Below are 24,182 nucleotides of genomic sequence, written 5' to 3' on the forward strand. Positions count from 1 at the left end.
CTCAACGCCCGCCCCGCGGAAGCGCTCGGCGACTGGCTGGAACACATCCAGGCCGAGCTCGACGCATGGAACGACGCGCATCCCGACACCCCTGCCGCGCCGCATGGGGTTAACCTCATCCTGCACAAGTCCAATCCGCGGCAGGAGGAGGACCTCGGCCGCGTCGTCGCGCACCGCGTCCCGATCGTCATCACCTCGGTCGGCCGCCCCGACAAGGTCGTCGACAAGGTTCACGGCTACGGCGGCATCGTGCTGCACGACGTCATCAGCGTCGCGCACGCGCGCAAGGCCATCGAATCCGGCGTCGACGCGCTGATCCTCGTCTGCGCCGGTGCCGGCGGCCACGGCGGCACGCTGTCGCCGTTCGCGTTCGTCTCCGAGGTGAGGGAATTCTGGGACGGCCCGCTCGTGCTCGCCGGCGCGCTGTCGTCCGGCCGCAGTCTGCGCGCCGCCGAAATCCTCGGCGCCGATCTGGGCTACATGGGCACGCGGTTCATCGCCACCCGCGAATCCGCCGCCGACCCCGCCCACAAGGCAATGATCGTGCGCGATACCGCCGCCGACATCCTCTACACCCCCGCTTTCAGCGGAATTTCGGCCAACTACCTCAGGAACAGCGTGCTTGCAGCCGGTATCGACCCGGACGGACTCATCGGGCGAGAAACCGGCGGCAAGGACGACCTCTTCGCCGGGATCGAGCACAAACCCAAAGCGTGGAAGGACGTGTGGTCTGCGGGCCAAGGCATCGGGTCGATCCACGATGTCCCCAGCGTCGCCGAACTGGTCGCGCGACTGCGCGGGGAATACGACGCGGCGGCGACGGTGGCGGCGCATACCCGCTGACTCGGTGCCTGCCAATGACGGCGGCCTAGCAGTCCGTGCATGTGCTCGGCCGGACCTGGAAACTGCGATCCCGCGCGCAGCAAGCTCGGTAAAACATGTTCGTCCCTGAGCACCAAGCAGCGAGCGACGGTTACTGAGTCAGTAGGCCGCCGTTTGCGCTTGATTGGCTGGCCGTCTTAGCCTCGGCCTCAATCGACATTCACACGTCCTGCCCGTAGTCAAAGCGAATGTCTCCTGTCCTTGCGAGCGACCGACAAGTTGCGACCCCAAGCGGCCATTGGGACTTCCCTGAAGCCGCCGCTCAGGCACACTGGGCTTTCGCGAGTTTCGAAGCCACGACGCGGCCGTTCACGAACTCACGTACCCGGCCAGGAGGCGACGTTCGCTTATGACCGCTTCCACGAGTGTATTTAACCTGAAATTCATCAAGCTGACGGAGATATGCCGACGTCAGCGGTTGGCACAAAACTAGTCTGTTCGTCTCGCTTCCGGGGTGTCCGCGATTCCGTGGTTGGCTTTGAATTGCGCGACATCTTCTTCGCTCGGGGGAACAGTGAACCTGTCGATCACCTTGTCGTCCCATTGGAGTCGCAGTAGCGGATCGTGGTATAGCACTTCACGGGCTGAAGACAGCGCCAGTCCGTAAGAGTGCTGGATCATCTGGTAATTCATCACACCTACGAACGCCTGATTTGCCGGGCTGATAGTCTTTACATCGCCATCCCAACGCCCAACCAATAGGGCGTGCTTCGTCAGTGGAAAGTAGACCTCCGTGTTCTTGAGACCGAAGCCCGGGGAGTGCCGCAGGCACAACGGCACCTTTTCCGGATCGATATACGCAATCACCACCGGCCGACTCGTAGTAATGAACTCGCCGTAGTCACCAGGAACTGAATATAGCGTCCACTTTCGCTGGCCAAGCAGTTGCAACACCGTGTTGTACAAATTGATCTCGGTCTGAATGTGTCGCTCGCGCGCAACCTCGATCGTGTACTTACCCTGCTCGTGGAAATCCTTGACTTCCTCATACGTGACCGACCTTGGTTTACCCGTAGTCTCTTCCATTTCACTGATCTGAGACTCCCAGCGCTCCTTCGTTTCGAGCACCAAGTCCATCATGCGCTGCGCCACGCGCGCTTGAAACTCGCGCATATTCTCACGCTGCTCGGGTGAACGAACGGCCAGCAAGGCCATCAAGTTGAGTATGTAGTTCTTGTTTTCGCCGTCAAAATCTCCTGACTTCATCACCTCGCGAATGGCTGCCACAGCCTTTGATTCGAGCTTGCCAAACTCTTCTTCGAGCCAGTCCGGCTTACGCCCCTTGGCTTCGAACCGCATGAAGTCGCGTTGAGCACAGACATTGCGCGTGTTGGTCTCGTAGGTCTTCCTCTCTTTGAAGTCGTGGATGACCACCATGTAGTGTTTGCCGCGCTTCCAGCCGAACCCGCGCAAGTATCCTTGAGGGATGTAGTGGTGATTGCGGGATTCAGCCATTCGCGAATTGTCGCCGATTAAGCCTCTTGCCGGTAGTTGAGTGCCGGGTTCGGGGCGTCAATTTTGGCAGCATTACAGTCCGCTTCGGGTCCGGTTGCCACCGACAACTCTTCGGAATCGTCGCCGGAAAGCCGCCGTTGAAGGCCAGGTGCTCGTAAGCTGCCGCTCGCAGATGAGTCATTGCGACCCTAAGCTGAAGTTGGCGATCCGGAAAGGCGGACGCTCAGGAACGTAAGAATGTGCGGGGCCGGGACAAAACCTGCAACGTGATCAGTGAGGCGAATCCCGCAGATACGAAACAATGTTTTGCAGGGATCTAACCCAAGCCTCGCCGGCGGCCAATACGTCACGCCGATCTACCATCTCGTTGGCAATTGCGCTCTTCTTCCAGCTCAAATTGGCCATCATGTCGATACTGGAATTGACGATCCTTAACTGGCCGCCTTCCAAAACCGTTACCGTCAATGTATTTCCTGCCGATGTTTCGGCAAGTCCTGACCGGACGAACACGAATTCTGCCCCGTGTTTGCGATCTAGTCGATAGATTAATCTCTTACCGTCTCCGCCATACGCATCTTCGACCACCTGATCGCCATCAAATTCATAGCTCACCAAAGCGAACCAGCCACCTGCAACGCCCAATGCGTCAGCAAGGGCTGATGAATTTGACGGCCGCGGCCTTGTCGTCAGGTTCTTCTCGGTACCGGCGGCATCAAGTATCCACGTTCCGCACAACTTACCGGACGCTTCGTCACACGACTTCTTAACAGGCTCGATGGACGCTTTCGCTGCCGCCAATGTGCAAACGTAATTCAAATCCATTTCGGGGAGCGAACCCGCAAAAATCGATTTCCATTCCCGATATGGCAAGTTGCCTGGCGCGGACGCAGTTCCCGATGCCATTTGACCGCTATAACTGATTGGCGAAGTCATCAATCGAGCGCGCCGCTCTTTGCAGTCGTAGGCCATCTGAAAACGCGACGATAGGATCAGGGGATTTTTGTACGGAGGGGAGAAGTCCGCTAGCATCCATGCCAACCAGATATCATTGTCATATCGCGCGATCTCAGGATCTATGTAAATCGTCGATACCGGGTGCTTTCTTACCTCCACCCACTCGGCTGTTGCCCGTTCGCATTGGGCACAAAGGACTACGGTCGTGAGCAGAATGACGACCACGCGTGAGAAAGCGCTTGAACTAGGCATGTGAATTGACTTCTATGCATCTTGGGATGCGATTACTCATGAGCGGCGGCATTGTTTGGACCTCCGCGACATGGAATGCCCCACACACAAGATAATTGACAGGCTCTGCGTGACCGCGAACCTGTCTTTTTTTGTCATATTTAATGACTGGATTAGGAAAACAATGTCACCGACTGCTTCTGTTCGAGCTGAGGCGACGTGTGTTCCAATTTGCTAGCCGGATGCGGTTAATTTAGCTGGATCATTGTACGTGCAAATTATGGAAATTGGGTAGCACCCTCGACAGGCAGATAATGGCCGCATGTGTGAGTTCAGTACTCGCACCGGAATGCTGACGTTGCCGGACCAAGATTCGCAAGTCTGGACGTCGGATCGGGCCGACGGTCAGTCCCGCACTACCCCACACACAGCTGGCAGCTGTCAGTTCTCCTTACCCCCTTCCGAATTTTGACAGTCCGCGGGCAATTCTATTGTGTAAGCAACCCGGACTCTGCATCAGCCGCAAATAAAAAAACCGGGCACGAGGCCCGGTTTCTCTTCATGGATCAGGAAGATCAGAACGAATACTTCACGACCAGGGACAGCTGATCGCGGTCCGTGAGCGGGCGGTACTCGATCGGGTCCAGGCTCGCCGAGCCCAGATAGCCCAGGTACGTCAGGCCGATCTGCAGGTTGCGCTGGTAGGTGAAGTTCGCGCCGATGCTCAACCTGCGGTCGCCCTCGCCGCCGACGCCGCCCAGCAGGGTGCGGCCCTTCAGCTGATGCGCGTAGCTGATCGGGATGGCGAGGTCGAGGCCCTCGGCGATGCCGGGATAGGTCAGCGTGAGGGTCGATGAGAAGGCGAGGCCGTGGTTGGCGAACGTCAGGTCCGACGATGCCGGGAAGAACGCCGCTGCTGGCCCCATTGCCTCCACGCCAACCGCCTTCCTTGCATCGACGTTCGAAACGTCGACGTACGCAAACTCCGCGAGGAACAGCGTCTGCGGCGCCAGGATGGTGCGGCCGAAGTTGATGAAGGTGTTGAGGTTGGTCTGCATCACGTCCGCGCGGGTCGGCGTGGGCAGACTGGCGCCCGTACGGGGGTTGATGACGGTATTCACCAGCGCCGGAGCGCCGCGCTTGTAGGAGAACTCACCCGCGACCGCGGCGATGCCGACCATGGTGCTGAAGGAAGCTCCGATCAGGCGGATGTCATCGTGGTAACGGATTCGATAGCTGCCCCGGCCGAGCGCCGCGCCGCCCATGGCCGCCGGCAGCGTGACCACCGGCGGTGTGAAGGCGTTGATTTCGGGCAGCGGCGTGCGATCGTGGTAGTTGAGGTAGTAAAGGCCGAGTTCGGTCTCGTCCGTGATCCGGTAACGGCTGCCGATACCCCACTGGCCCGTGTCGTCGGGACGGATGTCCTTGCCGCGCCGGCCGAAGGAGCAGCCGTTGTACCCGCCGAACCCGAGCGCAGGCACGGCCGGAACCGTGACGTAGGACTGCAGGCAGGAGGCGCCGGGGCCCACGCTGTCGCCTGTGCTGAGGAAGGCGCCCGGGGCCTGAGCGATGGTCTTGTGCCAGCCGTACTGGGCGTGAGCGAGGATGGACCACTTGTCATTGACCTCGTACTGCGCCGAAATCTGATCCTCGGGCAGGAGCTGATCCTTGGTCTCGGTCCCCGGGATGCCGGTCTTGGTGCCGTCCGCCGGGCCCTGCGCGAGCGCGATGCCGGGGAGGAACAGTGCTTCGCCCCAGGACACGGCATGACTGCCGAGACGGACGGTCGCCCGCCCCTCCTCGCCGACGCCGAAGCTCGTGTAGCCGTACAGATCCAGAATCCGGCTGTAGCCGCCGTGATACTTCTTGGCATCGCTCGTGAATTCGTCGACGTCCCCTCGCTTGTTGACGGGAAAGGTATTGTCGTTCGAGCGGTGGTAGACATCGTCATAGAACGTGCTCGCCGACATGACGAGGCCGGATTCCCCTTTGAACAGGTGCGCGTCGAGCAGGAAACTCAGACGATTGGCGGTGAGCGATCCACGGTCGAAGTTGTTGTTGCCGTCGTTGCCACCCGGATTGGAAGTCCCGCTCAGCAGGTGGTCCCGGGATTCTAGGCGCGTCGACAGCGTGTAGGTGCTGTTCACGCGCCAGTCGAGCGTCATGCCGTTGTCGAACTTGATCGCCTCGCCGGCTATCGCGGGGTTCGCGAGCCCGGCGCACATCAGTGCCGCGACCAGCGGGGACAAGCTACGCTTCTGAGTCATTCTTCTACTCCCTCGAGTTCGATCAGATCAGTTGCCACCGGCGCGGATCGCGGCCGGCGTGAACATGTCGCGCGCCATATCCCCCTTGTTCAGGATCGGACCGGTTTCGCGTTCCTGGAAGAGGTTGTAGCCGACATAACCACCCGAATTGAGGTCGTGGTAGAAGCTGGTTCCCGCGTGCCAGGCATTGAGGTCGAAGGCGTAGTAGTGGTTGATGAAGGCGTGCTGCCAGAGTTGGCCCCGCTGATCGTAGTAGTCCGACATCGAGGCCTGCCAGTTGTCCTCGTCGATAAACATCACGCGCTTGCCGAAGACGTGCCGGAAACCCTCCTTGAGATTCCCTTCCAGCACCCACACCCGGCGCAATTCATAACGCATGAAGTCCGGATTGGCGTGTCCCTTCTTGAGAAGGTCCGCGTATTTGACGTTCTTGCCGTGCAGACGGTACGTGTTCGCAGGAATGTACATTTCACGCTTGCCGAGCATCTTCCACTCGTAGCGGCTCGGATCGCCGTTCATCAGACGGTCCTGGTCGATGGTCATCTTGCCGGACGTGCCGTTCAGCGGAACGTCGAAACCGAACACGGGCAACTGGCGGACGCGGCGGGTCCCCGGGTCATACTGCCAGGCCAGGCGTTTGCCCTGCGCGAAATTAACGGGTTCCTGAGTGGCCGTCAGACCGCCACGTTCGCGCTCGGGCAGCAGCGTCGCCGTGCGGGCATAGGCCATCACGCCCTCCATCGGCTTGCCGATCTCGTCGGGCTGCGTAACGACGTTGTAATTGCGGTTCCACTGCCGACCCCAGGATGACACATTGCCATCCGACGCGACGTCCGCAATATCGCGCGTCGTGTTCTCCGTAAAGGCGCGGTAAGGGAAGTTCATGTTGGCGAGCAATTCCATCGGCCCCTTCGGAATTGGGAAACCAATCGCGCCCTTGTATCCCTTGTAACCCAGGCCGTCATCCACGAGTTCGGCTTCGAGCGCATTCTTCTTCGCGATCTCGCACACGAAATCGGGATAGCGGAAATCGCGACGTGTCGTATAGACGGGAATACGGAAGGTCTCCGGGTACTTCTGGAACATCGCCTTCTGCCCGTCGCTGAGCTTGTCGGCGTACTTGCTCATGTTCGAAGCGGTGATCTCGTAGAGCGGTTTGTCGTCCGGATAGACGTCCACGGGATGCAGCCCGACATGCGGGGTGTATTTGACTCCAGGGGGCGTGCCCAGCCATTTGCCCGAAAAGGCGGGGATGGTGCCGTCCTTGTTGCCGGCCGCCTCGGCGCCGACGCAGGTCAGCTCCTTACCCAGCTTCACTGCGTCGGCGTCGCTGACCTTGGCTACCGCTGGTCCCGCAGTCACGGCCAGCGCCACCGTCGCCATGACCGGTATCCAGATTCGGTTCTTCATCATCGATGTCTCCTGCCTGTTCGGCGTCTTTATTCTGTGTTTCGGTTAAACACTTGTGTAGATGCCATCGGTTGTCGTTTTACGGCCTCTGCGCATCTGTTGCCATTTTTTTCGTGTTGACCATCCCTCACATCGTCCGTTGGGACTAAACGGTGCCGACTATCCCGAAAGTAATAGCCCTGAAAAAAGTCAATCACGTGCTGCGATGGGTGACGTAGGTCAGCATGCATACCTATCGATCGACATCGACGCGACCGGTAAGGGTTTTCGGAAGCCTGTCCCACACTGCCTTTCCGTCGAATGCGGCGGCGGCCCGCTCTACCGACTCGTACCAGGCTTCGACCAGCAGATCGAATTCGTAGCCCGTAGACGGCCGCAGTGCACGCGATTCGCGACCGTGGTTCGTCCCGGCCCCCCTTACAGGACCTCGAAGAGGCCCGCCGCACCCATCCCCCCGCCGATACACATCGACACGACGACGTATTTCACGCCGCGGCGGCGACCTTCGAGCAGGGCATGGCCCACCATGCGCGCACCCGACATCCCGAATGGGTGGCCGATGGCGATCGCGCCGCCATTGACGTTCAGACGGTCGTTGGGGATGCCCAGCTTGTCGCGGCTGTAGAGCACCTGGCAGGCAAAGGCCTCGTTGATCTCCCACAGGCCGATGTCGCTCACCCTGAGACCGAAACGGTCGAGCAGCTTGGGGATCGCGAACACAGGACCGATGCCCATCTCGTCGGGTGCGCAGCCCGCGACGGCGATGCCGCGGTAGGCGCCCAGGGGCGCGATGCCGCGGCGCTCGGCTTCCGCACGGCTCATCACGAGGGCCGCGGAGGCGCCGTCGGACAGCTGCGACGCGTTGCCGGCCGTGATGTACTCGCCCTGCCTGACCCACTGGCCGTCCTTGAAGACCGGCTGCAGCTTCGCGAGGTCTTCCAGCGTCGTCGAGGCGCGGTTGCACTCGTCGCGGAGGGCGGTCACGTCCTCGTGACCGGTCGGCTTGCCTTCCTTGTCGAACAGCAGCCTCCTGGCCGCGAGCGGAACGATCTCCTCGTCAAAGAGGCCCGCCGCCTGTGCGGCCGCGGTGCGTTGCTGGCTCTGGAGCGAAAACTCGTCCTGCGCGGCCCGCGTGATGCCATAGCGGCTGGAGACAATCTCGGCCGTCTCCAGCATCGGGATGTAGGCGGCCGGCACGAGGGCCTTCACCGCCTCGGACTGTGCACGATAGGTGTTCTTGTGCTTGGTCTGCGTCAGCGACAGCGACTCGACGCCGCCGGCCACCGCGATCTTCATCTCGCCGGCGAGAATGTTCTTGGCGGCGACGCCGATGGTCATCAGGCCGGAGGCGCACATGCGGTCGAGCGCCATGCCCGGCACGCTGTCCGGCAGGCCGCCGGTGTAGGCGCACAGGCGGCCGATGTTGTATGCCTGGGTGCCCTGCTGCACGGCGGCCCCCATGATGACGTCCTCGACGGCCTCCGGCTCGACGCCGGCGAGTTCGACCACGGCGCGCACGACATGGCCGCCGAGTACCGGCGCCTCGGTGTCGTTGAAGGAACCGCGGAACGATTTGGTCAGCGCGGTGCGCGCGGTGGATACGATGACGGCTTCGCTCATGTCTGCTGTGCTCCCTGGTTTAGTCTTGGGTGGGTGTGCCGGCATGGATGCCGGTGCTGCTGCATACGGAGGGAGGACGTTCAGTCCTCGAAGGTGTAGCGGCTGATGGTGTCGACGACGCACCCAGGGCGGTCGCTGCCCTCGATCTCGATCGTCACCCGCACGGTCGACTGCACCGCGTCTCGGATGCGCTCGACCTTGAGGACCTCGCCGCGGCCGCGGATGCGCTTTCCCACCTTGACCGCGGCGGGGAAGCGGACGCGCTCGCAACCGACGTTCACGCCCATCTTCAGTCGGTCGGCGCGGATCAGTTGCGGCAGGAACAGGTTGGCGAGCGCGAGCGTCAGGTAGCCGTGCGCGATGCAGGCGCCGAACGGGCCGTCCTTGGCGCGCTCGCGATCGACGTGGATCCACTGATGGTCGTCAGTCGCATCTGCGAAGCGGTTCACCCGCTCCTGCGTCACCTCGACCCAGTCGGTCACGCCCAGGTCGCGGCCCTCGGCGGCGACGAGTTCGTCGGCGCTGGAAATCACCAAGGTCATCGCGCCCCCTCAGGCCTGCTGCGAGCTGACGGAGAGCACTTCGCCCGTCATGTAGGAGGCGTAGTCGCTGGCGAGGAATACCATGACGTTCGCGACTTCCCACACCTCCGCCGCACGCCCGAAGGCTTCGCGACCCGCGAGTTGCGCGAGGAGCTCCTCGCTGGAGGCCTTCTTCAGGAAATCGTGCAGCGCGATCGAGGGCGACACGGCGTTGATGCGCACGCCGTGTTCGGCCGCCTCCAGCGCGGAGCAGCGGGTGAGCGCCATCACGCCGGCCTTCGCTGCGGCATAGTGCGCCTGGCCCTTCTGCGCGCGCCAGCCCAGCACGGATGCGTTGTTGACGATTGCGCCGCGCCCGCGCCGCTCCATGTGCGGCAGCATCGCGCGCGTCATCCGGAAGGTGCCCGTCAGCGTGATGTCCAGCACACGGGTCCATTCCTCGTCGCTCATCTCGGTGACGCGCTTCTCGCCGCCCAATCCGGCGTTGTTGATCAGGACGTCGACACCGCCGAGCCTGTCCTCGGCCGCCGCGACCAGGGCCTGAACCTCTTCCTCGTTCGTGACGTTGCACAGCTGCCCCCAGACATCCTGCAGGCCGGTGTCGGCCTTCAGCCGTGCGACCGCCTCTTCCAGGCGGCGCGGGTGGATGTCCGAGATCATCAGCGCGCGGCAACCCTCCTCGGCGCACTTGCGCGCGGCGGCAAAGCCGATGCCAGCCCCGGCTGCGGCGGTGATGAGAACGGACTTGCCGGCGAGCAGCTGATGACCGGGCACGTAGGAAGGGGCTTGTCTCACGGCGTAAACCTCGAAGGATGGATACGCCGTGATTCTTGGGGCCGTCCGGCAGGACCGCATCGTCAAAACGGACGGGATGCGAACAGGGAACCTAGGCGACGCGTGCAGGGTGATATTCGCGTGGCGCTCCGAGAGTGGCACGCCAGGACGGCGGCTGGCGCCCGTCCTCGTCACGGACGCCGTAGCGCAGCGCAAGCTCGGCCACGATATGGGTCTGACCCGATAGGCTCGCGAGCTCGGGGTCGCGCCACAAGGCGTCGATGACGCGGCCGGTGAACTGCGGGCTTTCGCTGCGCGTGCCGACGCCGCCATAGGCGTCCGGGCGACGGCGGGCGGCGACTTCGGTGCGTTCGGTGCGCTGCATCCCCAGCCACAGCGACACGGCGGCGACGCCGGTGCCCTCGAAGTCGACCGCCATGTCGGCGGCCATCTTGTCGCAACCGGCCTTCTGCGCACCATAGGCCGGGCCGTGCATGTAGCAGCCCGCGCCATAGGACGAGGTGAAGGCGATGAGCCCGTGTCCGCTTTTCAGCAACAGCGGCGCGGCGCAGTGTGCGGCGATGTAGCTCGAGCGCAGGCCTACATCGAGGATGCGCGCCTGGCTACGGGGCTTGGTCCAGAACGGCCCGGGTTCGATGAGGCTGTCGTCGATGTAGATCGCGTTATTGACGAGGATGTCGAGCCGCCCCTGTTCGCGGCCGACACGCTCGAACAGCGCCTCGACCTGCGCATCGTCGGCATGGTCGCACTGCACAGCGATCCCGCACCCGCCGGCGGCCGTGACCGCCGCGGCGGTGGCGTGGATGGTGCCGCCGAGGCGCGCCTCGCCCACCCGACAGTCGCCCTCCCGCTCGCTGCGACCGGTGACATACACGGTCATGCCGGCTGCGCCGAGCGCTTCGGCGATGCCGCGACCCACGCCGCGACTGGCTCCGGTGACGACGGCAATGCTTCTCGCGTGCAATGCGCTCATTCGATGCGATCCAATCTCACGCCAGCGCGGGCGGGCGGCGGTCTGCCCAGGGCGCGGCCTTTTCCAACTGCGCGGCCAGCGCGATAAGGCGCGCCTCCCCGCCGTAGGGGGCCGCGAACTGCACGCCGATCGGCAACCCTTCCACGCTCCAGTGCAGTGGAACCGACATGGCCGGGTGGCCGCTCATGTTGAACATCGCAGTAAAGGGCGAGGCGAGCACCGCGCGCTTCGCGAAATCGTCGAACGGTTGGTCCAGTGACAGCTCGCCGAGCTTCGGCGGCAGTGCGGCGGTGGTCGGCGACAGAATCAGGTCGTAACGCCCGAACACCTCGTCGAAGATCCGACCCGCCTGGTCGAACACCGAGCGCGCCGCGTAGAGCTGTTCGGCGCTGTATTTCTGCACCTTCTGCTGGGTGAGCCAGTTGATCGGCTCGAATTCATCCTCGCGCGCCTGCCGCCCGAGAAGCTTCTCCCGCGCCCGCACCGTGTACAGCATGCCGGTGCCAGTCATGACGCCCATACCGCCGAACATCTCGAGAAAGGGCAGTTGTTGCAGCGAGATCGGCTCGACATGGTGGCCGAGACCGGCACACAGGGTTGCCGCCTTGTGCACGGCATCGAGGCACTCGGGGTGCACGCCCATTCCGAAGAGATTGGTCTCGAAGAGGCCGATCTTCAGTCCCTTCGGGACCTGGCCGAGCGCCTTCATGAGATCCGAGGTGGCCGGTGCAGCACGGGTTCCCGCTTCCGGGCCCTGGCTGAGCTGCATCAGCAGTGCGGTATCACGCACGCTGCGGCTGATGACGTTGTGAGCCGACAGCCCCATCCAGCCTTCCAGCGCCCCCGGCCCCATCGGGATCAGGCCGCGGCTGGGCTTGAGTCCGAACAGCCCGCAGTGCGACGCCGGGATGCGGATCGATCCGCCGCCGTCGCTCGCATGGGCGACGGGAAGTACCCCCGCGGCGACCGCCGCCGACGCGCCGCCGGACGAGCCGCCCGAGCTGCGCTCGAGGTTCCACGGATTGCGCGTGGCCCCGAACAGACGCGATTCGGTGGTGCCGGTTTGCCCGAACTCGGGCGTCGCAAGTTTGGCGAAGATGTTCATCCCCGCCGCCTTATAGCGCTGCACTAGCGTGGAATCGTGATCGGCGACCGCATCCTTGAAGAAGGCGCAGCCGTTGGTGGTCACCGTCCCCTTCATCGCGACGCTGAGGTCCTTCAGCGCGAAGGGCACGCCGGAAAGGGGTGGACGGGCCTCGCGTTTGGCCTTGCCGGCGGCGTCGAGGGCCCTCGCCTGCTCGCGCGCGAGATCGAAGTGCGGCACCGTCAGGGCGTTGATGGCGGAGTAGGCTTCCGCACGCGCGATGGCCGCCTCCACCACCTCGCTGGGTTTCACGTCACCGCGCCGGATCAGGCGCGCGATCTCGGTCGCGTCCCAGCGCTCGTACTCGGGCAGCGGCAGGGAGGATTGCTGACGTGCGGCAGCAGCTGCGCCGGCGCCCAGCCCCATTGCCGCCGCGCCACCCAGCGCGGCGCCAGCTCTCAGGAAGTCACGGCGCCCCTGCGCCACGTCGTGTTGGTCCATTCCACTTCCCCCAGGTAATCCGTGCAGGCATCCGTAGCCCGGCAGTTCGCAAACGATATCAGCGGCGAGCGATTCGCAAGCGCTCTACCCTGCAAGAAAGGCCGCCGCCAAAGTCGAGGCATTGTCCGAAGCATGCCGTCACGGCTCATCGTCCGTTGAGACTAAGAATCTCGTCATCGCCGACAGGCGCGCCGGTGCGCGATTCGTCTGAATGGACGATGCTCCCTTGCAAGGGAGCGGGAGAATTGCCGGCACGGATGCGAACCGAGCCGTTCGCCTCGCGAAAAGACATCGATCTCAGGAGACACGGCAGTGAGCACGAGCCCCGGCAGCCCGCATCGCGTGACCTGGCAGACGCACTACGCCCTGTTCATGCTGGCGACGATATACGTCTTCAACTACATCGATCGTCTCGTGATCTCGATCCTGATCGAGCCGATCAAGCTCGAGTTCGGCGTCTCAGACACCCAGATCGGCCTCCTGTCGGGCGTCGCGTTCGCGATCTTCTACACCGTGTTCGGCTTTCCCTTCGGCCGCCTATCTGACCGCATCGGCCGCAAGCCGGTGATCGCGCTGGCGTGCATCGCATGGAGCGTAATGACCATGCTGTGCGGCGTGGCGACGACTTTCGCGATGCTGCTGCTGTTCCGCATCGGCGTCGCGGTGGGCGAGGCCGGAGGCACCGCCCCCTCCGTGGCGATGGTGTCGGATCTCTATCCGGCGGACAAGCGTTCTCGAGCGCTGTCGGTGTTCCTGATGGGCCCCAGCCTCGGCGCAGTATTCGGTCTCGGTCTCGGCGGCTGGATTGCGCAGACCTATGGCTGGCGCACGGCCTTCTTCGTGATCGGCGCCCCCGGGGTGCTGCTCGGCCTGCTGCTTCTGCTCACGGTGCGCACACAGCGCCCGCCCTCGCCTGCCGCCACGAACGGCAGCGGTGCCGGCGAAAACTGGCGCCGGACACTGAGCGAACTCCTTGCTGTGCCGGCCTTCCTCCTGGTAGTCGCCGCCGGCACCTTGGCGGCAGTCATGGGCTATGCGATGGGCACCTGGAACCCGAGCTTCCTGATCCGCTCGCACGGGCTGACCATGCAGGACGCCGGGCTGCTGGTCGGGCTGGGCGGAGGCATCATGTCGACGATCGGCACCTTGCTTTGCGGAACCCTGACCGACCGCCTGGTGGTGCGCGATCCCGGCTGGCAACTGGGCGTGCCCGCCATCGGCTGCCTGATCAGCGTGCCCATCGGGATGGGGTTCTATCTGTGGCCGGCAGGCGTTGCGTTTCACGTCGGCTCGCTGGCGATCCCCGAAGCCTTCCTGTTCTATCTCGGCTTCAGCTTCACGGCGACCTGGTGGGCAGTACCCTGCTTCGGCGCGATCAGCCATCTCTTCCCTCCTAATCGACTTGGTCAGGCGACGGCGCTCTTCGTCATGGGCATGACGCTGTTCGGCGTCGGCCTCGGTCCGCTCGTCGTCGGCGGACTGAGCGACCTCTTCGCGGACCGCGTGGGCCACGAGGCGCTGCGCTACGCCCTGGCCAGCACCGTCGTGCTCTACGTTCTGACCGCGATCTGCCTGCTGAGCGCCCTGCCGCGGTATCGCCGCCGCCTGCTCGGCGGCACCGCGGTGATGGCCGGCGCCCCCGCTCGAGCCTGAGCGCGCAATTGAACAAGACAGATAACTTTGACCCACCCGGAGACTTCTCGATGACCTCGCCCGATCTGCCCATCCCCCTCGACCGGTTCGCCGAGCTCGAGAACGGCCTGCGCCTGCACTACCTCGACATCGGCAAGGGTCCGGTGGTGGTGTGGCTGCATGGCAGCGGCCCGGGCGCGAGCGGCTACAGCAACTTCAAGGGCAACTATCCTGCGTTCGCCGAAGCGGGCTATCGCAACATCGTGCTCGACCTGCCGGGCTTCGGGCGTTCAGACAAGCCCGCGGACGCGCACTACAACCTCGACTTCTTCGTCGCCAACCTGCATGCCTTCCTGAAGGCGATCGGCGTCGAGCGCTGCACCCTGCTCGGCAATTCGCTCGGCGGCGCGATCGCACTGGGACAGGCGCTCGCGCATCCGGAGACGGTCGAGCGCCTGATCCTGATGGCACCGGGCGGCGTCGAGGAGCGCGAGACCTACTTCCGCATGGAAGGCATCGTGCGCATGGTCGAGACCTTCGCGAAGGGGCCGATGGGGCCCGCGGAGATGCGTCATGTGATGAGCCTGCAAGTATTCGATCCGGCCCTGCTGGACGACGCGATCATCAACGAACGCTCCGCCATCGCACCGTCGCAGCCCGCCAACCTGTTCTCGACAATGATGGTGCCGAACATGACCGAACGCCTGCACGAGATCGAGGCGCCGATCTTCGGTTTCTGGGGGACGGACGACAAGTTCAACCCGCATACGGGCGCGCTGAAGGTGCTTGCGAACGCCCGCCACGCGCGCATGATCCTGCTCAACCAGTGCGGCCATTGGGTCCAGGTTGAGCACCGCGAACTCTTCAACCGCAATTGCATCGACTTTCTGACCAAGGGGTAAGCCGAGTCATGGGAGATTTCGACAACCTGCTGCAACCGGGCCGCATCGGCCGCATGCAGCTCAGGAACCGCATCGTGATGGCTCCGATGGGGTCCAATTTCGCCGAATCCGACGGTACTTGCGGCGAGCGCATCCAGGCCTACTACGAGGCGCGCGCCGCCGGCGGAGCGGGCCTGATCACCATGGGGGTCGGCGCCATCGCCTACCCGCACGGCACGGCGGAGCCCTACCAGGTCGGCCTCTCGGACGACAAGTTCATCCCCGGCCTGATGGGCATCGTCGAGCGCGTGCACCGGCACGGCGCGAAGATCGCGATCCAGCTCCAGCACGCCGGCAAGACCGCGGTGCGCGACCTCGCCGAGGGGCGCGAGCTGTGGGTGCCGTCGATGCCGCCGGCGGCGAAGACGGACATGTTCGCCGCGCTGACGCAGGAGGAGTTGGGCGCCTTCATCAGTTCGTCGAAGAGCCGTGAGAAGTCCGGCGTGAAGATCCGCGTGATGGACAAGGCCGACATCGCACAGATGATCGAATGGTTCGCGGCGGCAGCCGACCGCGCTCGCCGGGCCGGCTTCGACGGCGTCGAGATCCACGCCGCCCACACCTACATCATCGCCGGCTTCCTGTCGGGCTACTTCAACAAGCGCGACGACGAGTACGGCGGCTCCATCGAGAACCGCGGCCGCTTCCTGCGCGAGGTGATCGCCGCGGTGCGCGCCCGCGTCGGTGCCGACTACCCGGTGTGGCTGCGCCTCGATGCCTATGAGCTGCGGATGGACGGCGGCATCACGCTCGAGGAGGCCAAGGTCTTCGCGAAGATGGCCGAGGACGCCAGCTGCGATGCCGTGAGCGTGTCCGCCTACGCCAACACCAGCACCGGCGTCGCCTTCACCGAGGCGCCGCTGGTGCAGCAGAAGGCCGGCTTCCTGCACTGGGCCGCCGAGATCAAGGAAGGGCTGAAGATCCCGGTGATCGCCGTCGGCCGGCTGGAGCCGGAGGTTGCGGATAATGCGATCGCGGCCGGCCAGTGCGACTTCGTCGCGATGGCGCGCAAGCTGCTCGCCGATCCGGAGCTGCCGAAGAAGCTCGCCGAGGACCGCCCCGAGGACATTCGCCCCTGCATCTACTGCTACGCCTGTGTGAGCCAGATCTTCATCAACGAGCGGGTCAAGTGCGCGGTCAATCCGCTGACCGGTCACGAAGCCGAAATCCGTCTGGCGCCGGCGGCCAAACCCGGCCACGTGGTCGTGGTCGGCGGCGGTCCGGGCGGGATGGAGGCCGCGCGCGCGGCGGCACTGCGCGGCCACAAGGTCACGCTGCTCGAACGCAGCGGGCGGCTCGGCGGCACGCTGTTCTTCGCCGCGCTGGCCTATGCGGAAAACGGCGCCCTGCTCGACTATCTCGTCACGCAGATGCGCAAGCTCGATGTCGATGTGCGTCTCAATACCGCGGCGACGCCGGAGCTGATCAAGTCTCTCGGCGCCACGTCGGTGATCGTGGCGAGCGGTGCCGAGCGCAACGCCCCGCCCATTCCCGGTGCGGAACTCGACCACGTCTGGTCGGGCGACGAGCTGCGGCGCCTGATGACCGACGACCGCGCCGAGGAGATCGCCAAGCGCAAGCTCTCTCTCGCCCAGCGCGCGCTGATGAAGGCCGGCAGCCTCGTCGGCGTCACCGACAGCACCGACGCCATCCAGAACCTGTCGCGAGTGTGGATGCCGCTCGGCAAGAAGGTGGCCATCATCGGCGGTGGCCTCGTCGGGGTCGAGCTGGCCGAGTTCCTCGTCGACCGTGGCCGTGAGGTCGTGGTGCTGGAGGAAGGCCCCAGCCTCGGACGCGAGCTCTCCATCGTGCGCCGCTGGCGCGTGCTCGACACGCTGCGCCAGCATGGCGTCGTGCTGCATACGAAGGTGAAGGTCGAGTCAATCGAGAAGAAGAAGCTGACCTACACCGACGCCGAGGGCAATCGCCACGAACTCGCGGCCGAGTCGGTGGTGCTGGCCGTCGGCGCGCGGCCCGACGACAGTCTGGCGCGCTCGCTGGAAGCGGCCGGAGTGCCGCTGAGCGCCGTCGGCGATGGCGCGCAGCTCGGCTACATCGAGGGCGCGGTCAAGTCGGGCATGCTCGCCGGACTGGCAGTCTAAACGCGACACGGGCCGGGATTAGCCCACCCGGTCTGCTGCCGCCTATTCCATACCGGACTCCCGATGAGCACCAGCGCGCTGGACATCTGCAACCTTCTCTTCCGCTATGCCGAAGCCATCGACGAAGGCCGCCTCGAGGACGCCGCGGCGCTGTTCCGCCATGCGCGGGTGGAGACGGGCGCAGCGACGCTCGACGCCACGGGCCTGCTCGCGCTGTGGCGCCGTATCCTGATCATCCATCCCTGCGGCGCGCCCCGCACGCGCCACCTGATCACCAATCCCATCCTCGACATCGACGAGGCCGCCGGCACCGCGCGGGCGCGCTCGTGCTACACGGTGCTGCAGGGCACCGAGGGCTTCCCGCTGCAGGTGATCGCCAGCGGACGCTACTTCGATCGCTTTGCCCGCATCGACGGGGCCTGGCAGTTCGTCGAACGCGACTACCGTCATCTCGATTTCACCGGCGACCTCAGCCGGCACCTGCACGCGGGCAGCCTGCGCCCGCCTCGCGCAACGCAGGGCGGCTGAACACCTGCGGCAAGCGGCTCGTCCGATCGGACGATGCCGCCCCGCCCCCCGTCTCTTAGCGTGGCAGGCATAGGGAGCGGCGTGCCGACGCAGGCATCCGCCGACCTCAAAGGAGACGGACAGATGGTCATCGACAGTACAAGCACGATCGGCGTGATTGGCGGCACGGGCAAGCTGGGGGCGGCGCTCGCCCGCAGGTGGGCGAAGGCCGGCCTGCGCGTGGCGATCGGATCGCGCGAGGCCGACAAGGCCCGGGAAGCCGCCGCCGCACTGTGCGCCGAGACCGGCGCGACGATCGAGTCGGGACGCAACGCCGAAGTCGCCGCCCGCGCCGACCTGATCGTCGTCAGCGTGCCCTTCGCGTCGCAGGTCGCGACGCTCGAAGAGATCCGCGACGCCGTCGCCGGCAAGATCGTGATCGACACCACCGTCCCGCTGGTGCCCCCCAAGGTGATGCGCGTGCAGATGCCTCCGGAGGGCTGTGCCGCGCTGCGCGCGCAGCAGGTGCTGGGCGAGACCGCCCGCGTGGTCTCCGCCTTCCACAATGTCGCGGCCCACAAGCTTGCCACCGACGAGACGGTCGCCTGCGACGTGCTGGTCTTCGGCGACGACAAGGATGCGCGTGCCCAGGCGGTCGCACTCGCCGAAGCAGCGGGCCTGCGCGGCCTGCATGCCGGCGCACTGGCGAATTCGGCCGCGGCCGAGGCGATGACCTCCGTGCTGATCTTCCTGAACCGCATCTACAGCGTCGACGGCGCCGGCATTCGCATCACCGGCGACCTCGACATGACTGCCAATCCCTGAGGCGAGCGCGATGCGTCGCCGACTCAGCTTCGAGGCGCTTCCCGGGATTCCGGAGGTCCGGTCGGGCGACGCCCTGCACGAGCTCATCGTGCACGCACTGGATGCGCATGCGATCGCCCTTGAGCCCGACACCATCGTCGTCGTCGCGCAGAAGATCGTCTCCAAGGCCGAAGGCCGCTTCGCCTGGCTGGACGAGGTCAGGCCCTCGGACAAGGCTCGCGAACTCGCCCGCATCACCGGCAAGGACGCACGCCTGGTCGAGCTGACGCTGTCGGAATCGACCGACGTGCTGCGCGCGGTGCCGGGCGTGCTGATCGTGCGCCACCGCCTCGGCTACGTGATGGCCAACGCCGGCATCGACCTGTCTAACGTCCCTGGCGAGGTCGGGCGCGAACGCGCATTGCTGCTGCCGCTCGACCCCGACAAATCGGCCGCCGCGTTACGCGACGGACTCCGCGCCGGCACCGGAAAAACCGTTGGCGTGATCGTCAGCGACAGTTTCGGCCGGCCCTGGCGCAATGGCGTCGTGAACGTCGCGCTGGGCTCGGCCGGCGTCCCGGCCCTGATCGACCGGCGCGGCGACCCCGACCGCCACGGCCGCACGCTGCAGATCACGCAGACCGCGTTTGCCGACGCCATCGCGGCGGGTGCTGCGGTCGTGATGGGCGAAGGCAGCGAGGGGATGCCGGTGGTGCTGGCGAGCGGCTTCATGCCCACCGCGCCGGAAGTTGATTGCAGGGCGCTGCTGCGCCCGCTCGAGGCGGATCTCTTTCGATGAACAATCGGCACATCCTTGCGCTGAGCGGCGGCGTGGGCGGCGCCAAGCTCGCCGACGGCCTGCTGCACGCGCTCGACGATGCGCATCTGACCATCGTGGTGAACACCGGCGACGACTTCACGCACCTGGGCCTGCACATCTCGCCCGACGTCGACACGGCCCTCTACACGCTCGCCGGCTTGGCCAATCCCGAGACCGGCTGGGGGCGGCGCGACGAAACCTGGACCTTCATGGACGCGCTGGCCCGCCTTGGCGGCGAGACCTGGTTCCGCCTCGGCGACGGCGACCTCGCGACTCACGTCGAGCGCACCCGCCGGCTCGCCGCCGGGGATCCACTGTCCGCAATCACGGCCGACCTCGCACGTCGCCTCGGCATCCGCGCTGACATCGTGCCGATGTCCGACCAAGCGCTGCGCACGCGCGTCCATACCGACGAAGGCGTCTTCGACTTCCAGGACTACTTCGTCCGCCACCAGTGCCGTCCGGTGACGCGCTCGATCGAATTCAGTCTCGCCCCTGACACGGCTCCTGCGCCCGCCGTGCTGACGGCCCTCGCCGACGAAGCGCTCGACGCGATCGTGATCTGCCCCTCCAACCCTTACCTCAGCATCGCCCCTCTCCTCGCCGTCCCCGGCCTGCGTGCGCGCCTGCGCGCCGCCCGCGTGCCGATCGTCGCGGTATCCCCGCTGGTCGGCGGAGCGGCGGTCAAGGGGCCGACCGCGAAGATCATGGCCGAGCTCGGCGTGCCGGTCTGCGCGGACGAGATCGTGCGCTACTACGGCGACCTGCTCGACGGCTTCGTCCTCGACGTTCGCGACGCGCATCTGCGCGAGCGCATCGCGCTGCCCGTACATGTCACCGACACCCTGATGCGGACCCCGCAGGATCGCGTCCGCGTCGCACGCGAAACCCTGGCCTTCGCCGCCCGCCTCACGCCCCGACGCTGAAGTCCTTCCGTCGCCCCCGCGAAGGAATCATCACGCCCCAAAAACCGAGCTTTCTCATGTTTGCCCTAACGGCATAAACGAACTTCGCCCAAGGTACTGTTCCGTATGCCATTTTGAACCCATTACGCCTGCGGCAAAACAGTACAAAGCGAGTAGCCGGCGCCATATCTGAGGTGTTTCAATTTTCCCCAGGAAGCGCACACATACCATGCAGACACGACGCCACGACCTTCATTTCGCTCGCCAGACCCAGCGCATTGCCCCCCAACGGGCAGCCGATGCGATGACCCGTGCAGCGGGAGCGCCGCGATGAGCTGCTGGGCGCTCGTCCCGCTCAAGGCGCGCCGCTTCGGCAAGAGCCGCCTCGCGGGCGTGCTGGACGCGGCGACTCGAGTGAGCCTCGTGCAGTCGATGCTCGAGCGCGTCCTCGCCGCGCTGGCCGACGCGCGCGAGGTCGACCGGATCGCCATCGTGTGCAGCGAACCGGAGCGCGTTCCGCAGGCCATCCTGCGCCTGCCCGACAGCGGGCAGGGCCTGAACGACGCCCTCGCTGCAGGCGCTTCGCGCCTGTGGGCCCGGGGTGCCGACGAACTGCTCGTGATCCACGCCGACCTGCCTCTGGTCCGCGCCGACGACATCGATCATTTCGTGCGTTGCGGGCGGTCACAGCGCATGGCGCTGGCTGCCGACCGCCACGGGACCGGCACCAATGCCCTCTTCGTCGCGGGCGTCACGGATTTCAGTTTTCATTTCGGCGCGCACAGCCTGTCCCGCCACCTCGCCGCCGCTCACGCCCGCGGCATCGTCCCCGCGCTGCCCGAACTGGATTCGCTCGCGTTCGATATCGACACGCCCGCCGATCTCGCCTGCCTGCTGCCGTCAACGCTCACGCCCATCTCCCCCCTCCGCCGGAGTCCGACGCCATGCCTGATCACCTGTTAAGCCATCTCGCGAGCGCCCGTGCAGGCTTGCGCCTGTCCGGCGACGAAGTCCGCCAGCTCGCCCTGCACGCTCCGTTCAACGCGCTGCTCGACACGGCGGAAGCCCTGACCCTGAGCGGCCATGGCACCCGCGTCGGCTATTCGCGCAAGGTCTTCATTCCACTTACGCGGCTGTGCCGCAACACCTGCGGCTACTGCACCTTCGCGACCACACCCCGGCGCGTACCCAGTGCCTATCTCGGCGCCGAGGAAATCCTCGCGATTGCGCGTGCAGGGGCCGAGGCGGGCTGTCACGAGGCTTTGTTCACCCTCGGCGAACGCCCCGAGTCTCGTTACCAGGCAGCACGCGACGCCCTCGCCGCCCTCGGACACACCTCGACGATCGAATACCTCGCGGAGATGGCGGCGCTGGTCCATCGCGAGACCGGCCTGCTCCCGCACCTGAACCCCGGCACCATGAGCGCCGACGAGATCGCGCTGCTGCGGCCAGTGGCCGCGTCGATGGGCATCATGCTCGAATCGTCCTCCGCCCGCCTGTGCGAACCCGGCGGGCCGCACTGGAAGTGCGTCGACAAGCACCCGGACGCCCGCCTCGCGACCCTGCGCCGCGCCGGCGAGCTCGCCGTGCCGATGACCACCGGGATCCTGATCGGCATCGGAGAAACCCGCGACGAACGGATCGACTCCCTGCTCGCCCTGCGGGACTTGCACGAGCAGCACGGCCACCTGCAGGAGATCATCGTGCAGAACTTTCGCGCCAAGTCCGGCACCGTGATGGCGGGCGCGCAGGAGCCCGCGGTCGACGACCAGGCCTGGACGATCGCGATGGCCCGCATCATCTTCGGCGCGCACATGTCGATCCAGGCGCCCCCCAACCTGCGCCCCGGCGAACTCGAACCGCTCCTGCGCGCCGGCGTCAACGACTGGGGCGGCATCTCGCCGGTCACGCTCGACCATGTGAACCCCGAGGCGGCGTGGCCCCAGATCGACGCCCTCGCGGCCGAGACCGCGCGTCACGGCCGCCAGCTGCACCAGCGCCTGCCGCTGATCCCGTCCTACGTACGCGAGCTGTCCCGCTGGACCGCGCCGGTGATCGGCAGCGCCGTGCTGCGCCGCGCGGATGCGAGCGGATACGCGCGGCCCGACGACTGGCTGGCCGGCAGCGGCAAACCGCCCTCCGCGGCGGCCTTGCAGGGCCTCGCCCGGACATACGACCGCGAACCCTCGGACGCCATCCGCTCCGCGCTCGACAAGGCGACCGCCGGCGAGGCGCTGAGCGAGGCCGAGATCACGCGTCTCTTCGATGCCGACGGCGATGACCTGCACGCCGTTCTGAAGACCGCCGACGAGCTGCGCCGCCAAACGGTCGGCGACACCGTGACCTACGTGCGCAACTGCAACATCAACTACACCAACATCTGCCAGCACCGCTGCGGCTTCTGCGCCTTCGCCAAGAGCCATGCCGCCTCCACGCTGCGCGGCCCGGCCTACCGGCTCGAAGCGGACCAGGTCGCGGCGCGCGCCGAGGAGGCTTGGCTACGCGGCGCGACCGAGGTGTGCATGCAGGGCGGCATCCACCCGCACTACGACGGAGAGACCTATCTGGCGCTGCTTGTGGCGGTGCGACGCGCCACACCGCGGATGCACATCCACGCCTTCTCGCCGCTGGAGATCCGCCATGGCGCCGCGACGCTCGGCCTGTCGCTGCGCGACTACCTGCTGCGCCTGCGGGAGGCCGGGCTGCGCACGCTGCCCGGCACCGCGGCGGAAATCCTCGACGACGAGGTCCGCGCGATCATCTGCCCCGACAAGCTCGACACCGCCCAATGGCTGGAAGTGATGCAGACCGCGCACGAGCTCGGCATCCGCAGCACGGCGACGATCATGTTCGGCCACGTCGACGCCCCGAAGCACTGGGCGCGCCACCTGCTCGCGATCCGCCGCCTGCAGGCCAGGACCGGCGGCTTCACCGAATTCGTCCCCCTGCCCTTCGTGCACATGGAGTCCCCGCTGTGGCACAAGGGCCTTGCCCGCTCCGGCCCGACGCTGCGCGAGGCGGTGCTGATGCACGCTGTCGCCCGCCTCGCACTGCACCCACTGATCCCGAACATCCAGACCTCGTGGGTGAAGATGGGCGCGGAAGGCGCCGCGCTGTGCCTGCAGGCCGGCGCGAACGATCTGGGCGGCACGCTGATGTATGAATCGATTACGCGCGCAGCCGGCGGAGCGAACGGGCAGCTGATGGAAACCGACGACCTGCGCGCGATCGCAGCACGCTGCCAGCGGCCGCTGCAGCAGCGAACAACCCTGTACGAAACGCTCGGGCAGGAAAGCGATTGCGGCGGCGAAGCCCCGCGGGCGAATGACGGCCGGGCGCAAGGCGGCCCGTGCGCCAGCACCGGGACGACGCCACCACCCCGGCAGGTGCTGCGCATCCGCACACCGGCCTGACCCCACTCATCGAAGCACCGCCCCCGCGCCGGTAACCCGGCTCGGGAAGACCACCCACGTCCCGACATCCTGCAACGAAGCTGGAGAACCCATGACACTCACCCACCTGCAACGGCTCGAAGCCGAAAGCATCCACATCATGCGGGAGGTCGTCGCCGAGGCCGACAACCCCGTGATGCTGTACTCGATCGGCAAGGACAGCGCCGTGATGCTGCATCTCGCGATGAAGGCCTTCCACCCGGCGCCCCCGCCCTTCCCGCTGCTGCATGTCGACACGCGCTGGAAGTTCCGCGACATGTACACCTTTCGCGACGAGATGGTGAGCAAGCTCGGGCTCGACCTGA

General features: G+C 65.7%; 20 protein-coding genes. 11 read left to right on the forward strand and 9 right to left on the reverse strand.

What is annotated here, in order from left to right; all coding sequences use genetic code 11:
- Positions 1 to 843: NAD(P)H-dependent flavin oxidoreductase (locus GPA27_RS23555; RefSeq protein WP_169142871.1), on the forward strand; the 843-nt coding region annotated here is incomplete at its 5' end.
- Between the two features lie 468 nt (positions 844 to 1,311).
- Here GPA27_RS23555 and GPA27_RS23560 read toward each other — a convergent pair.
- The 9 genes from GPA27_RS23560 to GPA27_RS23600 form a co-directional block, all read right to left on the reverse strand.
- Positions 1,312 to 2,337 (reverse strand): DUF4238 domain-containing protein, encoded by a 1,026-nt coding sequence (locus tag GPA27_RS23560; RefSeq protein WP_169142872.1) that lies wholly within the window; start codon positions 2,335 to 2,337, stop codon positions 1,312 to 1,314.
- 270 nt (positions 2,338 to 2,607) lie between these two features.
- The gene (locus tag GPA27_RS23565) at positions 2,608 to 3,543 is read right to left on the reverse strand and encodes a surface-adhesin E family protein (protein ID WP_169142873.1); all 936 of its coding nucleotides are present in this window, start codon (positions 3,541 to 3,543) and stop codon (positions 2,608 to 2,610) included.
- A 554-nt stretch (positions 3,544 to 4,097) separates the two neighbouring features.
- Positions 4,098 to 5,789 carry a DUF1302 domain-containing protein gene (locus tag GPA27_RS23570; protein WP_169142874.1) on the reverse strand — a complete coding sequence of 564 codons (1,692 nt, stop codon included), beginning with the start codon at positions 5,787 to 5,789 and terminating at the stop codon, positions 4,098 to 4,100.
- Positions 5,790 to 5,816: 27 nt separating this feature from the next.
- Positions 5,817 to 7,202 carry a DUF1329 domain-containing protein gene (locus tag GPA27_RS23575; RefSeq protein WP_169142875.1) on the reverse strand — a complete coding sequence of 462 codons (1,386 nt, stop codon included), beginning with the start codon at positions 7,200 to 7,202 and terminating at the stop codon, positions 5,817 to 5,819.
- A 414-nt stretch (positions 7,203 to 7,616) separates the two neighbouring features.
- Entirely contained in the window at positions 7,617 to 8,819 is a 1,203-nt protein-coding gene (locus GPA27_RS23580) for an acetyl-CoA C-acyltransferase (RefSeq protein WP_169142876.1), read from the reverse strand.
- 80 nt (positions 8,820 to 8,899) lie between these two features.
- Entirely contained in the window at positions 8,900 to 9,361 is a 462-nt protein-coding gene (locus tag GPA27_RS23585; RefSeq protein WP_169142877.1) for a MaoC family dehydratase, read from the reverse strand.
- A 9-nt stretch (positions 9,362 to 9,370) separates the two neighbouring features.
- A complete protein-coding gene (locus GPA27_RS23590; protein WP_256223095.1) occupies positions 9,371 to 10,156 on the reverse strand; it encodes an SDR family oxidoreductase in 786 nt (261 codons plus the stop codon).
- Positions 10,157 to 10,247: 91 nt separating this feature from the next.
- Positions 10,248 to 11,129, reverse strand: coding sequence for an SDR family NAD(P)-dependent oxidoreductase (locus GPA27_RS23595; protein WP_169142878.1), 882 nt, complete (start codon positions 11,127 to 11,129; stop codon positions 10,248 to 10,250).
- 16 nt (positions 11,130 to 11,145) lie between these two features.
- Entirely contained in the window at positions 11,146 to 12,714 is a 1,569-nt protein-coding gene (locus GPA27_RS23600; RefSeq protein WP_169142879.1) for an amidase, read from the reverse strand.
- A 312-nt stretch (positions 12,715 to 13,026) separates the two neighbouring features.
- Here GPA27_RS23600 and GPA27_RS23605 point away from each other — a divergent pair, with 312 nt between their 5' ends.
- From GPA27_RS23605 to GPA27_RS23650, 10 genes are all read left to right on the forward strand, one after another.
- Positions 13,027 to 14,367 (forward strand): spinster family MFS transporter, encoded by a 1,341-nt coding sequence (locus GPA27_RS23605; protein ID WP_169142880.1) that lies wholly within the window; start codon positions 13,027 to 13,029, stop codon positions 14,365 to 14,367.
- A gap of 50 nt (positions 14,368 to 14,417) precedes the next feature.
- Entirely contained in the window at positions 14,418 to 15,248 is an 831-nt protein-coding gene (locus tag GPA27_RS23610) for an alpha/beta fold hydrolase (RefSeq protein ID WP_169142881.1), read from the forward strand.
- Positions 15,249 to 15,256: 8 nt separating this feature from the next.
- Complete coding sequence (locus GPA27_RS23615; RefSeq protein WP_169142882.1) at positions 15,257 to 17,389, forward strand: oxidoreductase; 2,133 nt, start codon at positions 15,257 to 15,259, stop codon at positions 17,387 to 17,389.
- A gap of 63 nt (positions 17,390 to 17,452) precedes the next feature.
- Positions 17,453 to 17,917 (forward strand): nuclear transport factor 2 family protein, encoded by a 465-nt coding sequence (locus GPA27_RS23620; protein ID WP_169142883.1) that lies wholly within the window; start codon positions 17,453 to 17,455, stop codon positions 17,915 to 17,917.
- Between the two features lie 123 nt (positions 17,918 to 18,040).
- Entirely contained in the window at positions 18,041 to 18,721 is a 681-nt protein-coding gene (gene npdG, locus GPA27_RS23625; protein WP_169142884.1) for an NADPH-dependent F420 reductase, read from the forward strand.
- A gap of 10 nt (positions 18,722 to 18,731) precedes the next feature.
- Positions 18,732 to 19,499 (forward strand): coenzyme F420-0:L-glutamate ligase, encoded by a 768-nt coding sequence (gene cofE / locus GPA27_RS23630; protein ID WP_169142885.1) that lies wholly within the window; start codon positions 18,732 to 18,734, stop codon positions 19,497 to 19,499.
- Positions 19,496 to 20,446: a 2-phospho-L-lactate transferase gene (cofD, locus tag GPA27_RS23635; protein ID WP_169142886.1), complete on the forward strand. Its 951-nt coding sequence runs from the start codon at positions 19,496 to 19,498 to the stop codon at positions 20,444 to 20,446. The genes cofE and cofD overlap by 4 nt, the downstream gene beginning before the upstream one ends.
- A 309-nt stretch (positions 20,447 to 20,755) precedes the next feature.
- On the forward strand, positions 20,756 to 21,388 hold the full coding sequence (gene cofC, locus GPA27_RS23640; RefSeq protein ID WP_169142887.1) for a 2-phospho-L-lactate guanylyltransferase: 633 nt from the start codon (positions 20,756 to 20,758) through the stop codon (positions 21,386 to 21,388).
- Entirely contained in the window at positions 21,370 to 23,838 is a 2,469-nt protein-coding gene (cofH, locus tag GPA27_RS23645; protein ID WP_169142888.1) for a 5-amino-6-(D-ribitylamino)uracil--L-tyrosine 4-hydroxyphenyl transferase CofH, read from the forward strand. The genes cofC and cofH overlap by 19 nt, the downstream gene beginning before the upstream one ends.
- A gap of 91 nt (positions 23,839 to 23,929) precedes the next feature.
- On the forward strand, positions 23,930 to 24,182 hold a 253-nt coding region (locus GPA27_RS23650; RefSeq protein ID WP_169142889.1), incomplete at its 3' end, for a phosphoadenosine phosphosulfate reductase domain-containing protein.

The sequence above is a fragment of the Aromatoleum toluolicum genome, from assembly GCF_012911005.2.
Lineage (GTDB): Bacteria > Pseudomonadota > Gammaproteobacteria > Burkholderiales > Rhodocyclaceae > Aromatoleum > Aromatoleum toluolicum.